The organism is Streptomyces sp. NPDC006512 (assembly GCF_040611935.1).
In the GTDB taxonomy this organism is placed as follows: Bacteria; Actinomycetota; Actinomycetes; order Streptomycetales; family Streptomycetaceae; genus Streptomyces.
This window is the reverse complement of the sequence record NZ_JBEXPG010000072.1, coordinates 24,756-45,103: the sequence shown is the minus strand read 5'-3', so window position 1 is coordinate 45,103 and position 20,348 is coordinate 24,756. Positions and strand designations below refer to the sequence as shown.

Here is a 20,348-nt window from a genome sequence, read left to right as displayed (position 1 = left end):
CATCAACAACAGCCTCAACAACACCGACGGCGCCACCGCCGCCCTGACCATCCACGCGACCACCTCCTACGGCGACATCACCGCCCGCAGCCTCTGAACGAGACACCGCCCAGGCCCAGTCGCACTTCCCCACCGTCCCGAAGGAGCACATCACCATGTCCCTCACCCGTACCGGCCAGGACCGCCCCGAACTGCGGAAGGTCATCGAGGAGATGGTCGAGTCCGGTTTCACCGGGGTGACCCTGCGCGTGCACGACGAGCGGGGCGAATGGGTCGGCAGCGCCGGGGTGCGCAAGCGCGGCGAGACCGCGAAGCCGCCGGCGAACGGGCACGTCCGGATCGGCAGCAACACCAAGACCTTCACCGCGACCCTGGTGCTGCAACTCGTCGCCGAGGGCTCGGTCACCCTCGACGCCCCGGTGGCCGACCACCTCCCCGGGTTCGGGCTGGACCCGCGGATCACCGTACGGATGCTGCTCCAGCACACCAGCGGGGTGTTCAACTTCACCGGCGAGTACTACGACGACGGGACCTTCGCGCCGGGGATCCCCGCCACCACCGCGGGCCGGGAGTGGGTGGACAACCGGTTCAGGACCTACCGGCCGGAGGAGCTGGTACGACTGGCGCTGTCCAAGCCCGCGCGGTTCGAGCCGGGGACCGACTGGAGCTACTCCAACACCAACTACGTACTGGCCAGGCTGCTGATCGAGAAGGTCACCGGCCGCCCGGTCGCCGAGGAGATGCAGCGCCGGATCCTCGGCCCCCTCGGGCTGTCGGACACCACGGCGCCGACCACCGAGCCGGAGGTTCCCGAACCGTACGCCCACGGCTACTTCCGGTACGAGGAGGCCGGGCAGGAGAAGACGGTCGACGTCACCCGCCAGAACCCCTCCTGGATCTCCAGCGGCGGCGACATGATCTCGACCCCCCGGGACCTCCACACGTTCATCGCCGCACTGATGGGCGGCCGGCTCCTGCCGGCCCCGCTGCTGGCCGAGATGTGCACGCCGCACCCCAAGGCCGGCTACGGCCTGGGGGTGTTCGTCCAGGACACGGGCGAGAACGGCGGGACCGTCATCACCCACAACGGCGGCATGGCGGGCAACGCGGCACTGATGTACAGCACCCCCGACGGCACCAGGACCCTGACCGCCGCCCTCAACTACGTCGACGACGCGGCCCTGTCCCTGGGAGCGGCGTTCCTGAAGGCAACGCAAAGCCTCGTCAAGGAGGTGTTCGGCGGCGGCGCCGGGCCCTCGGACGACACCGCGGAGGACTTCCCGGCCGCTGACTGACCGGGGGGCCGCGCCGGGTCAGTCCCGGGTGCTGCTGTTGCTGTTGCCGTTGCCGCCGCCGCCGAAGTTCAGCGTGTGCTCCAGCACGTCCTCCAGCGGGTCGTCGATCTGCCCGGTGTTGACCAGCGCCACCACCGGCGCGTTGTGCGAATCCCGGTGGTACTCGTCCGCGGCGGCCGTGCCGGCGGAGACGGCGGTGAGGACGGCCACGAGGGCGCCCGTGATGATCTTCTTCATGCCCCGCCCAACGACACGGGGCCTCACAGGATGCGGATCCCGTCCGGGCCGGTCCGGCCGCTTCGGCCCGGGTCCTTCACCGGCTGTCAGTGGGGTCGTGGATCATGTCCGGGTGACCGAACACACGCAGGACCGCCCGCAGGACCGCCCGCAGGACACCGCTTCCGGCGACGCCGAGACCGGGATCTCCTGGCTCGCGGCGCCCCGCTGGATCCCCTACGGCGGCTACAACGTGGTGATGGCCCGCGGGCTGACACCGGACGCGCTGGTCGAGCGGCTCGCCGCGGCCGCCTGCTGGGCGGGGCCCGCCGTCGTCCACAGGGTGCCCGGCGAGCACACCGCCGAGGAGCTCGCGGACCTGGACGCCTTCGAGGTCGAGGAAGACGTGTTCCTGCGGTACGGCGAGCACGCCGGACTGTCGTTCGCGGTCATGTACGGCCCGTGGTGGGGCGAGTTCGGCGAGCTGGGTCCGGCCTCGGAGGGCGGGGCGCACGTCTTCCAGGTGGTGTTCGAGGAGGACAACGGCAAGCCCGTGCCGCCGTTCTTCGAGTACCACCACGACGGGAACCTCGCCTGCTCGTTCAACCTGCACCTGGACGGGTCATGGGGATACGACGGCGTCGACGGGGACCCGGCGGTGGCCGCGGAGGTGACGGCGGCCATCGCCGGGGCAGGGCTGCCGGCCGGCGGCCGGGAAGGGTACGCCGGCGCGGAGGACGAAGAGCGCACGCGGCGCGCCCTGTTCGAGATCCTGGGCCGCCTCTTCGGTCTTTCCCTGCCGCGTGAGCGGATCCTCCGGGGGACCCTCGCCACGGCCGCCCTCACGCCCTGACGCCCTGACAACCTGACGCCCTGAGGGAGGCGGCGGCCCTGCGCTACGTACGCGGCTCCCAGCGGAACCTCCGGATCGCGATCCACGCGAACAGGGCCGTCCATCCGACCGTCAGCGCGACCCGGCCCAGCGACGCGCCCACCGTCAGTTCGGCCGTCCAGCCCGAGCGGATCAGATCGACCGTCGAGGACAGCGGCGCGAACAGCAGGGCGTCGCCCAGCGCGTCGGGCAGCACCTCGCGGGGGATGTAGACCCCGGAGATCATCGGCAGGATGAAGATGGCCGGGAGCGTGGCGACCATCACGGACTCGACGGTCCGGCAGAGCGCCGCGGTCGCGGCCGCCATCGCCGTCATCAGCGCGACACCGGTGACGAGTCCGACGAGCGCCGCGAGCGGGGCCCGGGGAGCCGCGCCGAACATCACCGACAGCGCGGTGGTCACCACGACGATCTGCACCACGGAGATCGTCACGTACATGGACGCGCCGCCGGCGAGGATCACCGGGTCGGACACCTCTCCCGTCCGCAGCCGCTTGAGGACGAGCTCCTCCCTGCGGGCCACGTACAGGCCGGTGACGGACGAGTAGAGGGAAAAGATCAGCAGGGTCCCCGCGGCGGTGGACACCATGAGCGGTCCCGCGTTCAGTCCGTACTCGGCGAGGTCCAACTGGTCGTGCACGGCCCGCATCGCCATGAGGATCATCAGCGGTACGAACACCACGAACAGGTAGTTCGCCTTGATCCGGTTGAACAGCTTCCACTCGATGCGGAACAGAGCCTTCATGTGCCGTACGGCCGGAGCGTTCACGCGCCCTCCCCTTCCTGCCGGTGCCGTGCGTCCCCGGCGTCCCCGGCATCCCCGGTGTCGTCGGTGTCGTCGGTGCCGTCGTGCGTACCGGCGATCCTGATGAAGGCCTCTTCCAGGGAAGCCGGGCGCGCCGTGAACCGGTCCAGCACGACGTCGTTGTCCTCGGCCCAGGCCAGGAGCCGGGCGGCGTCCTTCTGCAGCCGGTCCGTCGTGACGGTCACCCGGCCGTCCTGCTGTTCCGCGGTCCCGCTGACGGGCAGGTCGTGCACGTTCCACCCGTCCGCGAGACCGAACGACAGCGTCGACGGATGATCGGCGACGATCTGCGAGACGGTTCCGGTACTGGCGATCCGCCCCCGGTGCATGATGGCCAGCCGGTCGGCGAGGGACTCGGCTTCTTCGAGGTAGTGCGTGGTCAGCAGGATCGTCGTGCCCTGCTCCCGCAGCTCCCGGACGAGCCGCCAGGTGGCGCGGCGGCCCTCGGCGTCCATGCCGGCCGTGGGTTCGTCGAGGAACAGCACCTCGGGGTGTGACAGCGTCGCGATCGCCAGGTCGAGGCGGCGCTTCTCGCCGCCGGAGAGGTTCTGCACCATCACGCCGGCCCGGTGGGAGAGTCCGGCGAGGTCGAGGGCCTGGGCGACGGGGCGGGGCCGGGAGACGAGCTGGGCCCACATCTCCACGCTCTCCCGCACCGTCAGGTGGGATATGAAACCGCCCTCTTGCAGCATCGCCCCGGTACGGGGCCGGATGCGGCCCCGGTCGGTGACCGGATCCAGTCGTCCGAACAGACGGACGTGACCGCGGTGCGGGGCGGCGAGACCCTCGAGGAGCTCGACGGTGGAGGTCTTGCCCGCGCCGTTCGTGCCCAGCAGGGCGAAGAGTTGGCCGGGGGCGACGCTGAAGCTGACACCGCGCACCGCGTCGAACGCGTTCTTGCCCCGCCCATAACGGCGCCACACATCGGTGGCTTGAATGTGACTGGTTTCTTCTTGGGTCATGCGCCCCTCCTCTAGAGCAATGCAGCGGAATGGATCCTTTCATGTCTCGCGCGCGGCGTGCCAGCAGCCGCCGGGTCATGCCGGCGGACGATTCGGAACCTCAAGTTCCGCCAAAATGAACTACCACCTGTGAACCTCAAATTCCGCGAAAATCGATCCATGTGACGGTCATCACTCGGCAAACACTTGATCAAGGCGCGTTCGACATTCATATACTTGCAACCAGCAACGAAGTGAGTGGGAATGACCGCCCGCCTTCGATGCTGAAGGGTTTTCCAAACAGGGGGAATTTCATGCTCACGGAGAAGGTAAACAAGAACGCCGCGCTCACGGGCCCGCTGGGTCCGAACGCGCCGGTGGGTGCCGTCGCGCCCGTCATGGCCACTCCCGCGTTGATCTTCACGCCGAGTGCCGGCAAGGCCACCGCGGTCGCTCTTGCCACCGCCGTCGGGTACGTGACCGCGAAGAAGTAAAGGTGAGGGCGGTGCCCACCCGGCGATCCTGAAGACCGCCCGGGTTCTCGGGCCCCTCCCGGCTTCCACCATGCCCCGCGGGCGGACGCGCCGGGCGCGGCCGCGCCGGTGGCCGAAGCGTGTGCGGGCCGCTCCGCACGCCCTGCCTTCCCGCGCTTCCGTACTGCCTGCACCCATGGCCCGGCCCGGCTCCCGCCGGGACGCCGCTGCGCGCGGCGGTGAATTCCCGTGCCCTCATGGCGTTCAGGCCGATCATTTGTTAATCGATTCATCCGCCGGGCGTTGAAAACATATCCGCCCGGGGCCGATTTGGCGTGCACTTTCGCGGGTGAGAATTCTGCCGTCGGTAAATGAATCCCAAAGTATTCCCGCCTGCATTGATTATCGTGAAGGCGGGATGGTGAATGGCTCACCACATCACAAAAAACGAGAGGAACAGAGCTGTGCTTACTCAGAAGGTCAACTCGAACGCATCGCTTCAGGGGATTCTGAATGCGGGCGCCCCCGCCGGTGCCGCCGCTCCGGTCATGGCCACTCCGGCCATCTTCGCCACCCCCGTGATCGCCAAGACCGCCGGCTTCGTCGTCGGTGGCGCGGTGGTGACCGGCGCCGCCGCGGTGGCGTACAAGACCGCCACCGGCTGACACCGGAGTTCCTGACCACCACATCAGGGAGGGACCGCCCCAGCCGGGCGCAGGGCGAGCCACGGCACGCCGCCGGCCGCGGTCCCGACGAACCGGTTCTGGCAGACAGTCCAAGTGTCTGCCAGAACCGGAGCACTGTCCCATTTATCAGATTGCTGGAGGAAGTGCCATGTCTGTGCTCATCGAGAAGGTCAACGCGGGTGTCGGCCGGCACGTCGACGGCCCGGTCGCGCCCGTGATGGCGACCCCCGCCGCGTTCACGCTCGGCTTCGTCGGCGGCGCCAAGGCGACCGCCATCATCGTCGCCGCCGCCGGCGTCGGTGCGGCGGTCAAGGCCTGCCAGAAGTAGCCGGGCGAGGGGTGGGGAGTCTCCAGCGGTTCGAGGCTCCCCACCCCCGCAGCTCGCTCCACCCGTAGCGATCAGGAATAGATCATGCTCACACGCCTGCGCCAAGTGGCCGAAGCCGCGTGCGCCCGGCCGCTCGTCACAGCCGAGCGGCTGTCCGCCGCCACCCACCTGCTGTCCAGCCTCGAATACATCGTCCGCAAGACCGACCGGGAACCCGGTGGCCTCAACGACTGGACCCACACCAGGTCGCAGGTCCCCGCCAGGACGAAGACCGTGCAAGCGGTCAAGGACTTCGTCGCCCGCGAGCCCGTCACCCAGGCCATCCACGGCTCCCGGGCCCTGGCAGCCGCCGTGCTCATCTCGCCGGTCAAGAACAATGCGGTGAGGATGGCCGCGAACGCCTACCTGGCGGGCAGCCAGATCCTCATCTATCCGCGGCACCTGTTCGGCACCGACGGTTCCGACCAGGTCTCGTTCCTGGTGCAGACCGCCGCCGCGCTCGGCAGGGCGGGCGGCACGGACGCCACCCGCAACGCCGCCGTGCAGTTCATCGGCGCCCAGACCGTCCTGTCCTACGGTGCCTCCGGGTGGGCCAAGCTCCCCGGCGACACCTGGCGCTCCGGCGACGCCCTCGCCAAGATCATGCGTACGCAGACCTACGGCGACGAGTGGTTCTTCAACCGGCTGGAGAAGTACCCGGCCGCGTCCCGCGTCATCTGCCACACCGTCCTCGCGCTGGAGTGCGGGTTCCCCCTGCTGCTCCTGAAGAAGGGCAAGTACCTCGACGCCGGGCTGCTGGCGATGGGCGCCTTCCACCTGGCCAACGCCCGCTTCATGGGCCTGTCCCGCTTCGCCTGGGCGTTCGTGTCCACCTACCCGTCCGTACGAGCACTCGCCAAGGGCGCCGGGAGGGCGGCATGACTTCCCCGACGTTCACCCGGCTGACCACGGTCGGCCTGGCCGCGTGCCTCGCCGCCGGCGTCGTCCACCAGGGCTACGCCGAGCTCAGCTCCCGGACCCGCCGCCACGCCGGCTTCGAACGCCGCCGCCTCCAGTGCGGCAGCGGCAACATCCTCACCTACCACGTGCGCCGCGGGGCGCCCGGCGGTCCGACGCTCGTGTGCGAGGCCGGGCTGATGAACACGTCGGCCGCGTGGCTCCTCCTCGCGGACCACCTCGACCCCGCCATCTCGCTGGTCCTCTACGACCGGGCCGGATACCGCAGCTCGCTGCGCCGCTGCCCGGAGGACTACTCGCTGAACGAGTCCGCGGGCGACCTCGTGGAACTCGTCACCGAGGCCGTCGGCCAGGACGGGCCCTGCGTACTGATCGGGCACTCGCTCGGCGGCTACCTCGTCCACCGCGCGGCGGCCACCGCCCCCGACCGGGTGCACGGGCTCGTGCTCGTCGACCCCACGCACCCCCGCGAACTGATCCACTCGCGCAGGCAGCGCGAAGGGTCCCGGGCCGCCAACCTGACCATGAAGCTGGGCACCTGGTCGGCGATGCTCGGAGGCGGACTGCTGCTGGACAAGAAGGGGATGTTCGCCTTCGCCGAGGGCAGCCCCCACTACCGGACGCTGCGCCTCGAAGCGTCGGCGCCCTCCACCTGGCGCGCCACCCGGCGGGAGTGGGACTACTCCTACGCCTTCATGCTCGACGGCGGCCGCCCGCTCGACCAGCTGCGGATACCCGTCTCCGTGGTCGCCGCCGAGTCGACGATGCGCGACATCCCCGAGCACCAGGACCTGTACGACGACTACGTCGCGTCGGGCGACGGCGGCCGGATCATCACGATCGAGGGCTCCACCCACGTGTCCGTCACGGGCGGGACCGAGTACACCCCGGTCACCGCGAAGGCGATCGAGGAGGCGGTGGCGGCGATCACCGCCCGGTTCACCGCCGACGACCGGCAGGAGCAGGGGGACGCGGCGTGAGCAGGACGAAGATCGGGATGGAACAGGCGGTCCCGGCGATCCTCGCCGGATGGTTCATCGCGTCGGTGCTGAGCCAGCACCCCGACCGCAGCTACGACAAGGTCCGCAAGGCGGACAAGACCGGCACCGGGATCCTCATCCCGAACTGGCGGTTCTTCGCGCCCAACCCGGCCGTGGACGACCAGCACTTCCTGTACCGGCTCGCCAACGAGGACCGGACGGAGCACACCGAGTGGCGCGACGTGTACTCCATCGCGCCCCGCAAGCTGGTCCACGCCTTCTGGTTCCCCGGCCGCCGCATCGAGAAGGCGATCTTCGACGTGGCCTCCACCCTCCTGAACAACCCGGGGGCCATGACCCCCCTGCACCGGGAGGCCAAGGAGTCCGCCTACCGCCTCGTCAACGACTTCGTGCGCCGGCGGCTCGCACCGGAGCCCGGCTTCCCGCTGTTCCAGGTGATGCTCGTGCGCTACTCCGGCTACGACCACAGCGAGGACCCCAAGTACGACATGGTCTTCGACTACGAGGAAGTGAACCCGTGAGCCAGGACGTCCAGTACGGCACCGAGGTGGCGTCCGTCTACGACTCGTTCATCTCACCCGCGATGGACAGCCGGGACGCCGTGGAACGGCTCCGCCCCCACGTCACGGGCGCCCGCGTGCTGGAGATCGGGGTGGGCACCGGCCGCATCGCCCTCCCCGTCGCCGAGATCGCCGCCGAGCTGGTCGGCGTGGACAACTCCCGGCCGATGCTGGACGAGTTCCGCTCCAAGACCGTGCCCGCGAACGTACGGCTCGTGGAGGCCGACTTCCGCCGGCCGCTGCCGCCCGTCGGCCGGTTCGACGCCGCCTACGCCACCATGGGTTCCCTGGCGTGCGTGCGCTCCCGCGAGGAGCTCGTCGCCGCCCTCACCCATGTGCGCGAGGTGCTCGAACCGGGCGGCTCGCTGTCGATGGAGTACTACGCCACCGGCACCTACCGGCCGCTCGTGGCCCAGCACACCCTGACGATGCCCACGCCGCACCGCGCCGGCGGCGTCACCACGTTCACCGTCACCCTCGACGACGCCGACGTACTCACCATGCACACCCGCATCGACGAGGACGACGCGCCGCCCGTGGAGTTCGCCGAACAGATCCTCCTCATCGAGCGCGCCGAGGTCGAAGCCTGCCTCGCCGAGGCCGGATTCACCGTCGAGCACGTGACACCGGCCGAAGGCTTCCAGCCGTACGACTGGTACACCGCCCTCAACGAAGGCACGCAGTGAACATTTCCGTCATCGCCCGCCGCCACCGGCTGCTGCTCGGCACGGGCATCCTGCTCGGACTGGCAGGCACCGTCGCGACCCTCGTACAGCCGCTCGTCATCGGTGACCTGATCGAAGCCGTGGCGGCGGACGAGTCGGTGGCGTGGCCGATCATCTGGATCGCGTCGCTGTTCGCCGCGGACGCGATGCTGGCCGCCCTGCACTTCTACCTGATCGGCCGCGCCGGGGAGAACATCGTCCTCGACATGCGCACCACGCTCACCGGCCGGCTGCTGCACTCCCAGATCAAGGCGTTCAACCGGCTCGAACACGGCGACGTGTTCACCCGCACCCTCGCCGACACCTCCCTCGCCCGCGTCGCCCTGTCGTCCTCCGTCGCCCAGATGATCACCTCCGGGTTCACCACCCTCGGCTGCATCGTCGTCATGGCCTGGATCGACTGGAAGATGCTGCTGGTCACCGCGGGCTGCCTGGGCACCGCCTCGGTGATCGCCCTCCTGCTGGCCCGCGCCGTCCGCAAGGCCGCCGTGGTCAACCGGGAGGACACCAGCGACTACGGCTCCGGGCTGCTGCGGGTCCTCGGCGCGCTGACCACGGTCAAGGCCTCCCGCGCCGAGGGACGCGAGGCCGAACGCCTCGCGGAGCTGGCCGACTCCGCACGTCTGAGCGGGATCCGGGTGACCCGGCTGTCGGCGATGCTGATGCCCGCCATGAACGTGGGCACGCAGGTGTCCCTCGCCGTGGTGATCGCCTGGGGCATGGCGCGCACCGCCACCGGGGCCCTGCCCGTGGAAGACCTCACGGCCTTCATCATGTACCTCTTCTACCTGGTGTCGCCGCTGGTGATGCTGTTCATGTCCCTCGGCGAGTTCCAGCAGGGCAGGGCCGCCATCGACCGGGTCACCGAGCTGGCCGCCATCGACCAGGAGACGACCGGCGAGGCAGGCTCCGCCACCGTCGGCGGTGCTCCCGCGGTCGCGTTCGAGAACGTCTCCTTCTCCTACCCGGACGCCGCCGCCCCCGCCATGACCGGCGTCTCCTTCTCGCTGCCGGCCACGGGCGTCACGGCGATCGTCGGCCCGTCCGGTGCCGGCAAGACGACCCTGTTCCAGCTCATCGAACGCTTCCACGACCCCGACCACGGCAGGATCCTCCTGTCGGGCGCCGACGCCTCCTCCATGCCGCTGGCCGAACTGCGCTCGCGCATCGGCCTGGTCGAGCAGGAGGCCCCGCTCATGCGCGGCACCGTGCGGGAGAACCTCGTGTACGCCCACCCCGACGCCACGCCCGACGAGATCGCGCAGGCCGTCGAGGCGGCGCACCTCACCTCGGTCGTCGACGCCCTGCCCGACGGACTGGACACCAAGCTCGGCGAGGGCGGCACCGGCCTGTCCGGTGGCCAGCGCCAGCGCCTGGCCATCGCCCGCGCCCTGCTGACCCGGCCCGACGTGCTGCTGCTCGACGAGGCCACCTCGAACCTCGACTCCGACTCCGAGACGGCGCTGCGCGACGCGATCGCCACCATCGGCGCCCGCTGCCAGGTGCTCACCATCGCGCACCGCATCTCCACCACCATCGGCGCCGACCGCATCCTCGTCATGGAGGACGGAGCCCTGCGCGCCGCCGGCACCCACGCCGAGCTGATGGACCGCGACACCACCTACCGGCGCCTGGCCAGTCAGCAGCTCGCCCCCGCCGGAGCCGCCTCGTGACCGACGCCGCGATCGTGGGCACCGGCCCCAACGGCCTCGCCGCCGCCGTCACCCTCGCCCGGGCCGGTCTGAGCGTCTCCCTGTTCGAGAAGGCCGACACCATCGGCGGCGGTCTGCGCACCGAGCCGCTGTTCGACCGGGACGTCCCGCACGACATCTGCTCGGCCGTCCACCCGATGGCCGCCGCGTCCGCGTTCTTCCGCGCCTTCGACCTGAGCGCGCGCGGGGTGCGGCTGCTGCAGCCGGACGTTCCCTACGCCCACCCCCTGCCGGACGGCCGCGCGGCCGCCGCCTGGCGCAGCATCGCCCGCACCGCCGAGCACCTGGGAGCGGACGGCCCCCGCTGGGCCCGTCTCATGGGACCCCTCGCCGGCCGCTCCCGCGCCGTCGTCGACCTGCTCCTGTCCAACCAGCGCTCCCTGCCCCGGGACGTCACCGCGCCGCTGCTGCTCCTGCCCCGCGTCCTGGCCCACGCCACCTCCCGCAGTCCGTTCGCCACCGAGGAAGCCCGGGCGCTCCTGGCCGGAGTGGCCGCGCACGCGGTCGGCAAGCTCCCCTCGCTCGCTTCCTCGGCCGTCGCGATGCTGCTGGCCCACACCGCGCACAGCACCGGCTGGCCGCTACCGGAGGGCGGCAGCGCCCGCATCGCCGACGCGATGGCCGCCGACATCACCGCGCACGGGGGCGTCTTCCACACCGGACACCACGTCCGGGACCTGGCCGAGCTCGGTGACGTCCCGCTGGTCCTCCTCGACGTCAGCCCGAAGGAGTTCCTGGCGATCGGCGGACACCGGCTGCCCGCCCGCTACCGGCGGGCGCTGGGCCGCTTCCGCTACGGCCCGGGGGCGGCGAAGGCCGACTTCCTGGTCAGCGGTCCCGTCCCGTGGACCAACCCGCTCGTGGGCCGGGCGGGCACCGTGCACCTCGGCGGCACCCGCGCCGACATCATCCGGCAGGAGAACGCCACGGTGGCCGGATCGCCCGTCGACGACCCCTTCACGCTGGTCGTCGACCCGGCCGTCACCGACCCGTCCCGGACCGCGGGCGACAAACGCCCGGTCTGGGCGTACGCCCACGTCCCCCACGGGGACACCCGGGACCCCGTCGACCTGATCCGGCGGCGCATCGAGGCGTACGCCCCCGGCTTCACCGACACGATCATCGCCTCGCGGGGCCTGCCGGCCGCCCGGTACGAGGTCTACAACCCCAACTACGTGGGCGGGGACATCGCCTCCGGGGCCATGACCCTGCGCCAGTCCCTCGCCCGCCCCACGGCGCGCCCGGACCCGTACTCGACCCCCCTGAAGGGCGTGTACCTGTGCTCGTCGTCCACCCCGCCCGGGCCCTCCGTGCACGGCATGTGCGGATACCTGGCGGCCCGGAGCGCCCTGAAGCGTCACCACGGCCTGGACACACCCGACCTGGCCCCCCTCCGAAAGGAAAACCACTGATGCGTACCCGTACCCGTACCTGGGCCGTGGCGGCCGCCGCGGCCACCGCCCTCATCACCGCCGCCGCCCCCGCCTCCGCGGCCGGCGGCGGGATCCCCTGGTCCGTCACCCACGGAACGGGCAAGGCCGAGGGCGACCGGCGCCTCGCGCGCAGCGCCACCGGAGTGCTGCAGCTCCAGGTCGACGGAAAGCTCTCCCACACCGGCGAGGGCTGCTCCTCGGTGTGGACCCGCTTCCAGTTCGACTTCGCCCCCATGCCCGCCCGCAAGCAGGCCCAGGTGTGCGGCGACGGCACCGTCGACGTCACCGTCCGCGGGTCCTACATGCCCACCACCACCGCCTACGTGACGGTCTGCAAGGGCACGGAGAAGGCCACCGACTGTGCCGAGTGGGCGAGCCTCACCCACTGGCCCATCGGCTGACCACCCCACCCCCCACCACGACAGGAGACACAGCCATGAACGGAATCGACGTCAACGACCTCGACGAGGTCATCGCCAAGACCTTCCGCGAGGTCTCGACGGCCGTCAACGCCCACAACGAGAAGAGCATCCACATGTACAGCGCGGCCCTGCGCGCGCTGGTCGAACTCCGCCGCGAGGTCACCCCGAACTGACCCCCGGCCCCCGGTCCACCGGTCCGCCGCCCGGGCCCACGCCCGGGCGGCGGACCGGCCCGCGACCGGCCCGGCTCAGCTCTCGATCAGGTCCTGGAAGACCACCGTGTCGAAGGCGTCCTCCATCCGTACCGCGACCCCGTCCCGCAGGGTCCAGGAATGGACGAAGGGCAGGGTCCGCGTCGTGCCGCGGACCGAGGTGACCTGGCGGACGCCGAACACCACGATCCGGTTGCCGGAGGCCACGAACTCCTGGGGCTCCAGCCGCATCCCGCCCAGGACCGCGGGCACCCGGGAGAGGAACTCTCGGACCCCCGCGTGGCCGTGCTTGGTGCCGCCGAGGCCGTACTCGGCCATTCCGTGCGGGTGCACCCACTCCACCTGGGGATCCAGGGTGCGCAGCAGCGCGGCCACGTCGCGGTCGTGGAAGGCGCGGTAGGCGCGCCGGACGAGGGCGAGGTTCGCGTCGGTCGTGCCTGGTGTCATGGTCGTCATGTCTTCGTATCCCCCGTTGTGTCGATGCGAGAAGAACCGCGATGGAACCGCGATGGATCAGCGATGGATCTGCTGCGGGTACAGGGCGCGCAGGGTGCGTTCGATCCCGTCCCGCCAGCCGGTCCGGCAGGGCCCGGTGAGCCGCAGGCGCAGCGCGGGGTCGAACCGGTACGTCTCCCGGGTGACCGCGCTCGGCGCGAGCCGCGCCTCGACACCGGTCAGCGACTCGATGTGGCGGAGCAGGTCGGTGACGCCGACCGCCTCGTCGCCGCCCCAGTTGACCAGCGTCGAGGGGACCGAGGCGGCCCGCCACAGGTGCGGGACCTGCGCGACGAGGTCGTCGGTGTAGAGGAGCGAGCACCAGTTCTGGCCCTCCAGGGGCACCGCGACCGGTGCCCCGGCCAGCATCTGCCGGAAGTACAGCATCGGCACGCCGCCGTAGCTGCCGCCGGGCCCGTAGGCGATGTTGAGGCGGGCGATGGTGGTGGGCAGGCCCAGCACCCGGGCGAACGCGCGGACCACGCCCTCGGTGGCGAGCTTGCCCGCCGGGTAGGCGGGCAGCCAGTCGGCGGACGCGTCCACCGGGTCGTCCTCGGCGTAGGCGTGCTCCAGCGTCCGGCGGGCGTACAGGGCGCCCGTGGAGACGTACAGGAACGATTCGGCAGTGCGGCAGTGGCTCATCAGGCGGCCGGTGGCCACCGTGTTGACCTCCGTGCTGCGGTTGAAGTCGCCGTCCTCCCCGCGGTCCACGGCCGAGTGCAGCACGTGCGTGAAGTCCTCGGGCAGCCCCTTGAAGGCGCGGTCCGAGGTGTCGGCCATGTCCCAGCGCCAGGTGGTGACCCCCGCGCCGGCCAGCTCGCGCTCGACGGCCGGGTCGCCGAACCGGCCGATGCACCAGACCTCGTTGTCCGCGGCCAGCGCCCGGGCCACCGGCCGTGCGACCTGCCCGGTGCCGCCGGTGATCAGGATCTTCTTGCCCTTCGTCACTTCTTCTCTCCCCCGAGACCGGTCGTGTGTACGGCGCCGGCGGCAGCCCGCCCGGCGTCCGAGGCGGCCAGGCAGCGGTCCAGCTCCCGGCGCAGGATCCCCTGGAAGGCCGCCACGTGGCGCGCGCCCATCAGGGTGTGGTGCTCGCCCGGCACCTCCAGGTACCGGTTGGGCTCCGTGGTGTGCTCGTCCCAGCGGCGCAGCTGCCGCTCCAGCCACTCCTCCCGGGTGCCCTGGAGCGGCTCCGCGTGGAAGACGCTCATCGAGCGCACGGACCCGGTCGGCTCGTAGCCGCGCCCCAGATCGGTCAGCGCGTCGGCGACCTCCGCCCAGGCCGCGAACCTGGCCTCGTCCAGGTCGAGTTCGGCGAGCCGCCCGGCGGGCGCGAGTCCGACCAGGCGGGCCACCTGCGTCTCCCGGGGCAGCCCGCGGAGGGTGGCCGGGAGCAGGGCCGCCCGCTCCTTGTCGATGAGGTCGAGGAAGGCCGCCAGATGGGTGGCGGTCTCGGTGAAGTCCAGTTTCTCCATCCGGTACTTGATGTGCGGAGGGAGGTTGAAGCTGCCGACGAAGTCGACCCGTTCCCCCTCGGACTCCAGGACCTTGGCGATCTCGAAGGCCACCGATGCGCCGTACGAGTAGCCGGCCAGGGCGTACGGGCCGTGCGGCTGCCGGGCCCGGATGGCGTCCACGTAGGTGTCGACCATCTGCGCGTACGAGGCGAAGGGCTTCTCGCCGTCGTTGAAGCCACGGGCGCGCAGGGCGTAGAAGGGGCGGTCACCGGCGAAGTAGGTGGCGAGCCCGACGAAGACCAGCACCTCGCCGACACCCGGGTGGACGCAGAACAGGGGCGTCTTGGTGCCGGAGGTCTGCAACGGCACGACCGGGTCGTACGGGCGGGGTCCGGGCGCGGTGTCGACGTCCGTGCCGGTGCGGGCGCGGCCCGCCACGCGGGCGGCCAGCGCGCGCACCGTGGGAGCGGTCAGGACGGTGACGACCGCCATCCCGGTGACGCCCAGCCGCTGCGCCACCTTGGCCCGCAGCCGCAGGATGTCGAGCGAGGTGCCGCCCAGGTCGAAGAAGCTCGCCGTGGCGCTGATCGCGGCCGGGTCCACACCGAACAGCTCGGCGTAGATCTCCGCGATCGCCCGCTCCACGGGCCCCTCGGGCGGGGTGTGGCCGCCGAGCATGCGCTGCCGGAGGCCGGCCGCGGCGCGCCGCTGTTCCTCGTAGGCACCCGATTCCAGGACGCGGCGCATCTGTGAACGCTGGATCTTGCCGAGGCTGGTCTTCGGGAACTCCGAGGCGGGCAGGGGCAGCACCAGAGCCGGCCGGAACCCCCAGTGCATCACCACCGTGTTGCGGACGGCCGTCATCACCCCGTGCAGGGCCGCCTCGTCGCCGGCGGGCAGGTCGGGGGTGAAGGCGATCACGAGCTGCTCGGTGTCGCTGCCGGGCGGGCGCGTGGGGAAGGCCGCGACCTGCGTGGGGGTCACACCGTCGAGCCGTTCGAGCACGGCCTCGATGTCGTGGCTGAAGTAGCTGACGCCGTTGACGATGACGCTGTCCTTGCTGCGCCCGACCAGGGTCAGCCGGCCGTCGTCGATCCGGCCCAGGTCGCCGCTGCGGAACCAGCCGTCGGCGGTGAAGGCCTCGGCGGTCGCCCGCGGGTCGTTGAAGTAGCCGGAGGTCAGCATCGGGCCGCGGAGCTGGAGCTCGCCGGTCCGGCCCCCGGGCAGTACCCGCCCCGCCTCGTCCACGATCCGCGTCCGCAGCCCCGTGACGGGGGTGCCGAGGCGGGCGAACTCCGCGCCGCGGTCGGCCTCGGGGAACTCGCCCCGGGAATAGACGCTGCCCGCGCAGGTCTCGGTCATCCCGAAGGCGGGCCACAGGGCGTCGGGGGCCAGTCCGTACGGGGCGAGGACACGGAGGAACGTTTCGCCGGTGGAGACGACCACGGCCTCACCGCCGCTGATGACGTGCCGCAGCCGCCCGAGGTCGAGGCTCTCCCGCGCGTCGGCGAGCCGGCCCGCCGCCGAAGCCACCAGCCCCAGGAGGAAGTTGGGGGCGAACGTCATCGTCACCCCGTGCCGGTCGATCAGGCGGAGGAACTCCAGCGGGTCGTCGAGCACCGCCGCGGCCGGCGCGTGGACCTGGCGGCTGCCCGTGGACAGCGGCAGCAGGTGGCACTCCAGGAGGGCGGCCACGTGGTCGAAGGAGACCCAGTTCAAGGTGGTGTCGGCGGCGGTGAGCCGCTGGTGGCCGTTCTTCGCGGCCATGGAGGCGAGCAGGGCGGCGTGGCTGAGCATGACCGCCTTGGGGGCGCCGCTGGAGCCGGAGGTCAGCATCAGCACGGCCGTGTCACCGGGTGCGGCCCGGTGCGGCTCTCCGGCGGGCTCCAGCCCGTCGAGTTCCTCCAGCCGGGCCACCGGCGGCCCCCCGGCCGCCGGCAGCCGGTCGGCGAAGGCGCCGGTGGTGATGGTGAGCGGCTCGCCGAGCAGGGCGCCCACGTGGCGCAGCCGCCCGGCGAAGGCCTCGGGGTCACCGGCCGGAGCCGCCATGGGGCAGGGCAGGAAACCGCCGAGCACGGCCGCCCAGAACGTCGGCAGGAAGTCCTGCGCACGGTCCAGGGCGATGACGATCCGGTCCCGGGGGCGCAGTCCCCGGGACCGCAGACCGGTGAGGATCCGGCGGGCCCGGTCCAGGAGTTCGGGGTAGCGCTGGTCCTCGTACCCGAGGTGGGCGGCGCCGTGGCAGTGGCGCAGGCCGGAGTCCGGGTGCCGTTCGGCGGCGGTCAGCAGCAGGTCGGTGAGGGTGGCCGGCGGGGTGAGGGGCACGGGCGTGGCGGTCGGTGGGGTGACAGGTGGGTGAGGGGTGTTCGAGGGCTGGGCGGAAAGCACGGTCGTCTGTCTCCTGGCCTCGCGGCACGCCGGGACGGGGCGTGCGTGCGCAATGGGATGAAGGACGTGGATGGCGCCCGGCCGGCCGGGCTCACAGGCGCCGGACGGAGTGCGGTCCGCCGGCGGCCGCGGGCAGGGCGAGGGAGGCCACCCAGCCGTCGGGCACGGCCACGCCGTGGGCTCGCCACAGGGCGGGGAATCCGAGGGGTGACGTGTCGACGAGAGCGCTGCCGACGGGGTGGCCGGTGCCGGGCGCGAGGCCGCCGGGGCCGGTGTCCACAGCGGTCAGATCGGTGGCGATGCCGATCCCTACGGCCTTGAGCACGGCCTCCTTGCGCGTCCAGCAGCGCAGGAAGGCCAGGGCGCGGGGGCCGCCTTCGGGCAGGGCGTACACGGCCCGCCGTTCGGCCCGGGTGAGCACGGCCGAGTCGAACCGGTCGGCATCGAGTGGGCGGACGCGCTCGACGTCGACGCCCACCCGGAAGGGCGAGAGGGCCACCATCCCCAGGCCGGCGGTGTGGGTGACGCTGAACTGCCAGGTCGTGGCGGGGATCCGCACCACGGGCGGTCCGTGTTCCTCGCTGCCGCATCCGGGACAGGCGTCGCGGCCGAGGGAAATTCCGGTGGCCGACACGCCGAGCGCCTCGGAAAGAGCCCGTTTGACCGCCGCGCGGCAGGTGACGAACTCGGCCCGCGCCACCGCCGATTTCATCGTTTCGGCGCGGCCCGTTTCCCCGTCGTCGAGAAGGGCGAGGTCCTCACTCCGGTACGTGCCGACCGGTACCGGCCACCACCGGACGACTGTGTCGGAGGTCTCCGAAAATGGCGCATATGTGATCTGTTCCGTCCCCGTGTGGCGTGTGGTCACAGAGGTCACCGTAGGCTTGAACCCCGCCTGAGGGACGCTTGAGCCGGGGTGAGTTGGCCAGAAGCGGACACCGTCGCCACGCATCGTGAGGGAGGGGGAGCACCCCGTGATGCAAACGGAAGTGGCAGTTTTGCATTCCGGGGAGTGGGTGCAGGTTGCTGCCATCGCAGCTGGAAAGCGTCGTACGAGTGGGCGAATTGAAAGGATTGTGTGGCACTTCTTCACGTGTCGCCTTGCGCTCGCCGGTAAGTGACTGTTCACCAGGTGGTGTTATGCGGGCGTGATCGGAGGGTCAGGTCGTTCCGTACGCGTCTCCGTCGCGGCGGCGGGGTGTTCGAGGGGGCCCGTGCCGGGCTCGCCGCCGGGCGTCCCGGCGCCCCGGACGTCCCTCGTGGCCCGGTCCGTCGGAAACCCCGTCGGAACCCGCTGGCCAGGCAATCCGTGACCTCTGTGGCCGCCTCGGGAATTGTTGACCAGCCCCGATTCGGCGAACTAGTGTCTGACCTCGAATGCTGCTTGAGACTCGCTATGATATTTGCTTGATGAAATAGTTGAGCACGCATCTATTTTGCGGAGGGGCTGAAGAGCATTCATCCAACCACCGGTCGAGCAAGGGGGATGCAATGACAGGTGCCGCCATCGAGTCCACTCACGGGGAAGAGATGCGGGAGGAGCTTCCGGAAGCAGAGCCGTCCGACCACGCCGCCCATGTGGAGCGCACCCTGTTACAGGCCCGCGCGCTCATCGAGTCCACCGTGTCGCTCCACCGCAAGCGGCCGGCTCCGGCTCCCGCCGCCCCACACACCGACGTCGCGGTGCTCGGCGACGCCGTCGAGGAACTCGTCCGCCGTGCCCGGCACTCGGTCTGCGTCGCGGTCACGGGCAGCGATGCGTTCCAGCACATAGCCCGGAAGGCGCTGACCACGCTGGAATCCGGACTCGTGGTGCGCCTGCTGTGCGCGCCCGAAGTGGCCGACCGCTCGCCGGCCCTGCCGTCCAGGGCGCCCGGCGTCCGCCTGGAGGTGCGGGTGTGCGAAGCGGAGCTGCGCGACATCGTGGTGGTCGACGGCTCCTCCGCACTGGTGCGGGCGGCATCCGACAGTGCCAACGGGCAGGCGACCCTGGTCAACGACGCCGCGGCGGTACGAGCCCTGGAACTCCTCTTCGCCGGAGCCTGGTCGCGCGGCCGCAGGCTGGAGGACCACCTCACGCTGAGCCCGAAGATACGCGGCGACCTCACCCGCCGGATCCTGGAGAGGCTGCGCGACGGATTCACCGACGAGGCGGCCTCCCGCGACCTCAACGTGTCCCTGCGCACCTACCGACGCCACGTAGCCGAGATCATGCGCGAACTCGGTGCCAGCTCCCGCTTCCAGGCGGGCGTGCGTGCGGTGGAACTGGGGCTGCTCTCGGAATGACACGGCCGCGAGCCGGCTTCAACGGGGATCGCGTGGCGCCGATCGACCAATCGGGGCCGCGCAGCAACACATGAACACCAACGGGGATGGTGAGTGCCACGTGTCGGACGCGACCGAGGACGAGCTGGAACGAGCGCTTCTGGAAGTACGGGCCCTGATCGAGTCAACGGTGGCCATCCACCGGGACCGCAGCATCCGGGAGCAGCAGATCGCCGAGGTGGACGGGGGCTACGCACCCGTCCTGGACACCGCGGCGAACCTCATCCGGGGAGCCGTGCGAACGATCGACATCGTCGACGCGCGGCCGCCCGGCGCGCAGGAGGAACAGGCCCGCCGGGGGCGGTCCGAGCGCAATCTGATCTACTCGACCGCCGACGGCGTCTCGGTCCGGCTGCTGACCAGCCCGGCCATGGTGGACGAGGACTTCGTCCGCGAACAGCTCGCGCTGGAACGGCCCGTGGCGATCCGGGTCGCCCGGGTCCCGCCGCTCCAGGCCCTGCTGGTCGACGGGAGCAGCGCGCTGGTGATGGCCGAGTCGGCGGCCGGCATGCGGGCCTCGATGATCCGTGCGCCGGAGGTCCTGCACACCCTCGGCACGCTCTTCGAGAGCATCTGGCGCAACGCCGTGCCCGCCGGTGAACGCATCGTCTTCGGAGACCGCGACCGGGCCGTCCTGGCCCGGCAGATCCTCGGCGCGCTGCGCGCCGGGGTCACCGACGAGGTGGCCGCCCGCGAACTCACCGTCTCGGTGCGCACCTACCGCCGGCACGTCGCCGAGATCATGGCGCTGCTCGGCGCCCAGTCCCGCTTCCAGGCCGGGGTCCGGGCCGCCGCCCTGGGCATGCTGCCCGCCGCGCCCGACGCCCCTGCCCGTGGCGGCCGCGCCTGACACCGCCCTGCCCACCGCTGCCGCCGGCACCGCTTCCGGCCGGCGTCCGGGCCGGTCGCTGGCAGCTTCCTGAAACCTCCGTTGCCGCCCGCCGGGCGCCGCCAGTTGTATGGCGCCGGGACGGGGATCCGAGCTCCCGGTGAGCCCTCGGCCCCTTCCCGGTGGCATGGAGAGC

The 20,348-nt window shown here is 71.4% G+C and carries 22 protein-coding genes; 15 read left to right on the top strand and 7 right to left on the bottom strand.

Annotated features, from left to right (window positions below; genetic code table 11):
• Positions 1 to 155: 155 nt before the first annotated feature.
• Positions 156 to 1,295, top strand: a complete 1,140-nt coding sequence (locus tag ABZZ17_RS34565) for a serine hydrolase domain-containing protein (protein ID WP_356882299.1) — start codon at positions 156 to 158, stop codon at positions 1,293 to 1,295.
• A gap of 18 nt (positions 1,296 to 1,313) precedes the next feature.
• Here ABZZ17_RS34565 and ABZZ17_RS34560 read toward each other — a convergent pair whose 3' ends face one another.
• Entirely contained in the window at positions 1,314 to 1,532 is a 219-nt protein-coding gene (locus ABZZ17_RS34560; RefSeq protein WP_356882297.1) for a hypothetical protein, read from the bottom strand.
• A gap of 112 nt (positions 1,533 to 1,644) precedes the next feature.
• On the opposite strand from ABZZ17_RS34560, the gene ABZZ17_RS34555 reads away from it, so the two are divergent.
• Positions 1,645 to 2,364 carry a hypothetical protein gene (locus ABZZ17_RS34555; RefSeq protein ID WP_356882295.1) on the top strand — a complete coding sequence of 240 codons (720 nt, stop codon included), beginning with the start codon at positions 1,645 to 1,647 and terminating at the stop codon, positions 2,362 to 2,364.
• A 43-nt stretch (positions 2,365 to 2,407) separates the two neighbouring features.
• Here the strand turns inward: ABZZ17_RS34555 and ABZZ17_RS34550 are convergent, their stop codons facing one another.
• Entirely contained in the window at positions 2,408 to 3,172 is a 765-nt protein-coding gene (locus ABZZ17_RS34550) for an ABC transporter permease (RefSeq protein WP_356882293.1), read from the bottom strand.
• Positions 3,169 to 4,170: an ABC transporter ATP-binding protein gene (locus tag ABZZ17_RS34545; protein ID WP_356882291.1), complete on the bottom strand. Its 1,002-nt coding sequence runs from the start codon at positions 4,168 to 4,170 to the stop codon at positions 3,169 to 3,171. The genes ABZZ17_RS34550 and ABZZ17_RS34545 overlap by 4 nt, the downstream gene beginning before the upstream one ends.
• A gap of 293 nt (positions 4,171 to 4,463) precedes the next feature.
• Between ABZZ17_RS34545 and ABZZ17_RS34540 the strand changes: the two genes are divergently transcribed.
• The 11 genes from ABZZ17_RS34540 to ABZZ17_RS34490 all read left to right on the top strand — a co-directional run bounded on the left by ABZZ17_RS34540 (position 4,464) and on the right by ABZZ17_RS34490 (position 12,619).
• Positions 4,464 to 4,643 (top strand): hypothetical protein, encoded by a 180-nt coding sequence (locus ABZZ17_RS34540; RefSeq protein WP_356882289.1) that lies wholly within the window; start codon positions 4,464 to 4,466, stop codon positions 4,641 to 4,643.
• A gap of 443 nt (positions 4,644 to 5,086) precedes the next feature.
• A complete protein-coding gene (locus ABZZ17_RS34535; protein WP_356882287.1) occupies positions 5,087 to 5,287 on the top strand; it encodes a hypothetical protein in 201 nt (66 codons plus the stop codon).
• A 169-nt stretch (positions 5,288 to 5,456) separates the two neighbouring features.
• Complete coding sequence (locus ABZZ17_RS34530) at positions 5,457 to 5,636, top strand: hypothetical protein (RefSeq protein ID WP_356882285.1); 180 nt, start codon at positions 5,457 to 5,459, stop codon at positions 5,634 to 5,636.
• Positions 5,637 to 5,720: 84 nt separating this feature from the next.
• A complete protein-coding gene (locus ABZZ17_RS34525) occupies positions 5,721 to 6,557 on the top strand; it encodes a hypothetical protein (RefSeq protein ID WP_356882283.1) in 837 nt (278 codons plus the stop codon).
• Positions 6,554 to 7,573 carry an alpha/beta fold hydrolase gene (locus tag ABZZ17_RS34520; RefSeq protein ID WP_356882281.1) on the top strand — a complete coding sequence of 340 codons (1,020 nt, stop codon included), beginning with the start codon at positions 6,554 to 6,556 and terminating at the stop codon, positions 7,571 to 7,573. Before ABZZ17_RS34525 ends, ABZZ17_RS34520 begins: the two co-directional genes overlap by 4 nt.
• Entirely contained in the window at positions 7,570 to 8,115 is a 546-nt protein-coding gene (locus ABZZ17_RS34515) for a hypothetical protein (RefSeq protein WP_356882279.1), read from the top strand. Before ABZZ17_RS34520 ends, ABZZ17_RS34515 begins: the two co-directional genes overlap by 4 nt.
• On the top strand, positions 8,112 to 8,840 hold the full coding sequence (locus ABZZ17_RS34510; RefSeq protein ID WP_356882277.1) for a class I SAM-dependent methyltransferase: 729 nt from the start codon (positions 8,112 to 8,114) through the stop codon (positions 8,838 to 8,840). Before ABZZ17_RS34515 ends, ABZZ17_RS34510 begins: the two co-directional genes overlap by 4 nt.
• Positions 8,837 to 10,552 (top strand): ABC transporter ATP-binding protein, encoded by a 1,716-nt coding sequence (locus ABZZ17_RS34505; protein WP_356882275.1) that lies wholly within the window; start codon positions 8,837 to 8,839, stop codon positions 10,550 to 10,552. Before ABZZ17_RS34510 ends, ABZZ17_RS34505 begins: the two co-directional genes overlap by 4 nt.
• Positions 10,549 to 12,003 carry an NAD(P)/FAD-dependent oxidoreductase gene (locus tag ABZZ17_RS34500; RefSeq protein ID WP_356882273.1) on the top strand — a complete coding sequence of 485 codons (1,455 nt, stop codon included), beginning with the start codon at positions 10,549 to 10,551 and terminating at the stop codon, positions 12,001 to 12,003. Before ABZZ17_RS34505 ends, ABZZ17_RS34500 begins: the two co-directional genes overlap by 4 nt.
• Entirely contained in the window at positions 12,003 to 12,425 is a 423-nt protein-coding gene (locus ABZZ17_RS34495) for a hypothetical protein (RefSeq protein WP_356882271.1), read from the top strand. Before ABZZ17_RS34500 ends, ABZZ17_RS34495 begins: the two co-directional genes overlap by 1 nt.
• A 35-nt stretch (positions 12,426 to 12,460) precedes the next feature.
• Positions 12,461 to 12,619 (top strand): hypothetical protein, encoded by a 159-nt coding sequence (locus ABZZ17_RS34490; RefSeq protein WP_356882269.1) that lies wholly within the window; start codon positions 12,461 to 12,463, stop codon positions 12,617 to 12,619.
• A gap of 75 nt (positions 12,620 to 12,694) precedes the next feature.
• Here ABZZ17_RS34490 and ABZZ17_RS34485 read toward each other — a convergent pair whose 3' ends face one another.
• The 4 genes from ABZZ17_RS34485 to ABZZ17_RS34470 form a co-directional block, all read right to left on the bottom strand.
• Complete coding sequence (locus tag ABZZ17_RS34485) at positions 12,695 to 13,114, bottom strand: nuclear transport factor 2 family protein (RefSeq protein ID WP_356882267.1); 420 nt, start codon at positions 13,112 to 13,114, stop codon at positions 12,695 to 12,697.
• 57 nt (positions 13,115 to 13,171) lie between these two features.
• Positions 13,172 to 14,101, bottom strand: a complete 930-nt coding sequence (locus ABZZ17_RS34480) for an NAD(P)-dependent oxidoreductase (protein ID WP_356882265.1) — start codon at positions 14,099 to 14,101, stop codon at positions 13,172 to 13,174.
• Positions 14,098 to 16,935 carry a non-ribosomal peptide synthetase gene (locus ABZZ17_RS34475; RefSeq protein WP_356882263.1) on the bottom strand — a complete coding sequence of 946 codons (2,838 nt, stop codon included), beginning with the start codon at positions 16,933 to 16,935 and terminating at the stop codon, positions 14,098 to 14,100. Before ABZZ17_RS34475 ends, ABZZ17_RS34480 begins: the two co-directional genes overlap by 4 nt.
• 154 nt (positions 16,936 to 17,089) lie before the next feature.
• Complete coding sequence (locus ABZZ17_RS34470) at positions 17,090 to 17,698, bottom strand: 4'-phosphopantetheinyl transferase superfamily protein (RefSeq protein WP_356882261.1); 609 nt, start codon at positions 17,696 to 17,698, stop codon at positions 17,090 to 17,092.
• Positions 17,699 to 18,489: 791 nt separating this feature from the next.
• Here ABZZ17_RS34470 and ABZZ17_RS34465 point away from each other — a divergent pair.
• Positions 18,490 to 19,284, top strand: coding sequence for a DNA-binding response regulator (locus tag ABZZ17_RS34465; RefSeq protein WP_356882259.1), 795 nt, complete (start codon positions 18,490 to 18,492; stop codon positions 19,282 to 19,284).
• 100 nt (positions 19,285 to 19,384) lie between these two features.
• The gene (locus ABZZ17_RS34460; protein WP_356882257.1) at positions 19,385 to 20,173 is read left to right on the top strand and encodes a LuxR family transcriptional regulator; all 789 of its coding nucleotides are present in this window, start codon (positions 19,385 to 19,387) and stop codon (positions 20,171 to 20,173) included.
• Positions 20,174 to 20,348: the final 175 nt, after the last annotated feature.

Excerpts from the sequence above, each read along its gene's own strand:
- ABZZ17_RS34530 (WP_356882285.1), top strand. The coding sequence starts at position 5,457 with ATGTCTGTGCTCATCGAGAAGGTCAACGCGGGTGTCGGCCGGCACGTC.
- ABZZ17_RS34520 (WP_356882281.1), top strand. The coding sequence starts at position 6,554 with ATGACTTCCCCGACGTTCACCCGGCTGACCACGGTCGGCCTGGCCGCG.
- ABZZ17_RS34495 (WP_356882271.1), top strand. The coding sequence starts at position 12,003 with ATGCGTACCCGTACCCGTACCTGGGCCGTGGCGGCCGCCGCGGCCACC.
- ABZZ17_RS34490 (WP_356882269.1), top strand. The coding sequence starts at position 12,461 with ATGAACGGAATCGACGTCAACGACCTCGACGAGGTCATCGCCAAGACC.
- ABZZ17_RS34465 (WP_356882259.1), top strand. The coding sequence starts at position 18,490 with ATGACAGGTGCCGCCATCGAGTCCACTCACGGGGAAGAGATGCGGGAG.
- ABZZ17_RS34565 (WP_356882299.1), top strand. The coding sequence starts at position 156 with ATGTCCCTCACCCGTACCGGCCAGGACCGCCCCGAACTGCGGAAGGTC.
- ABZZ17_RS34560 (WP_356882297.1), bottom strand. The coding sequence starts at position 1,532 with ATGAAGAAGATCATCACGGGCGCCCTCGTGGCCGTCCTCACCGCCGTC.
- ABZZ17_RS34485 (WP_356882267.1), bottom strand. The coding sequence starts at position 13,114 with ATGACGACCATGACACCAGGCACGACCGACGCGAACCTCGCCCTCGTC.
- ABZZ17_RS34525 (WP_356882283.1), top strand. The coding sequence starts at position 5,721 with ATGCTCACACGCCTGCGCCAAGTGGCCGAAGCCGCGTGCGCCCGGCCG.
- ABZZ17_RS34545 (WP_356882291.1), bottom strand. The coding sequence starts at position 4,170 with ATGACCCAAGAAGAAACCAGTCACATTCAAGCCACCGATGTGTGGCGC.
- ABZZ17_RS34540 (WP_356882289.1), top strand. The coding sequence starts at position 4,464 with ATGCTCACGGAGAAGGTAAACAAGAACGCCGCGCTCACGGGCCCGCTG.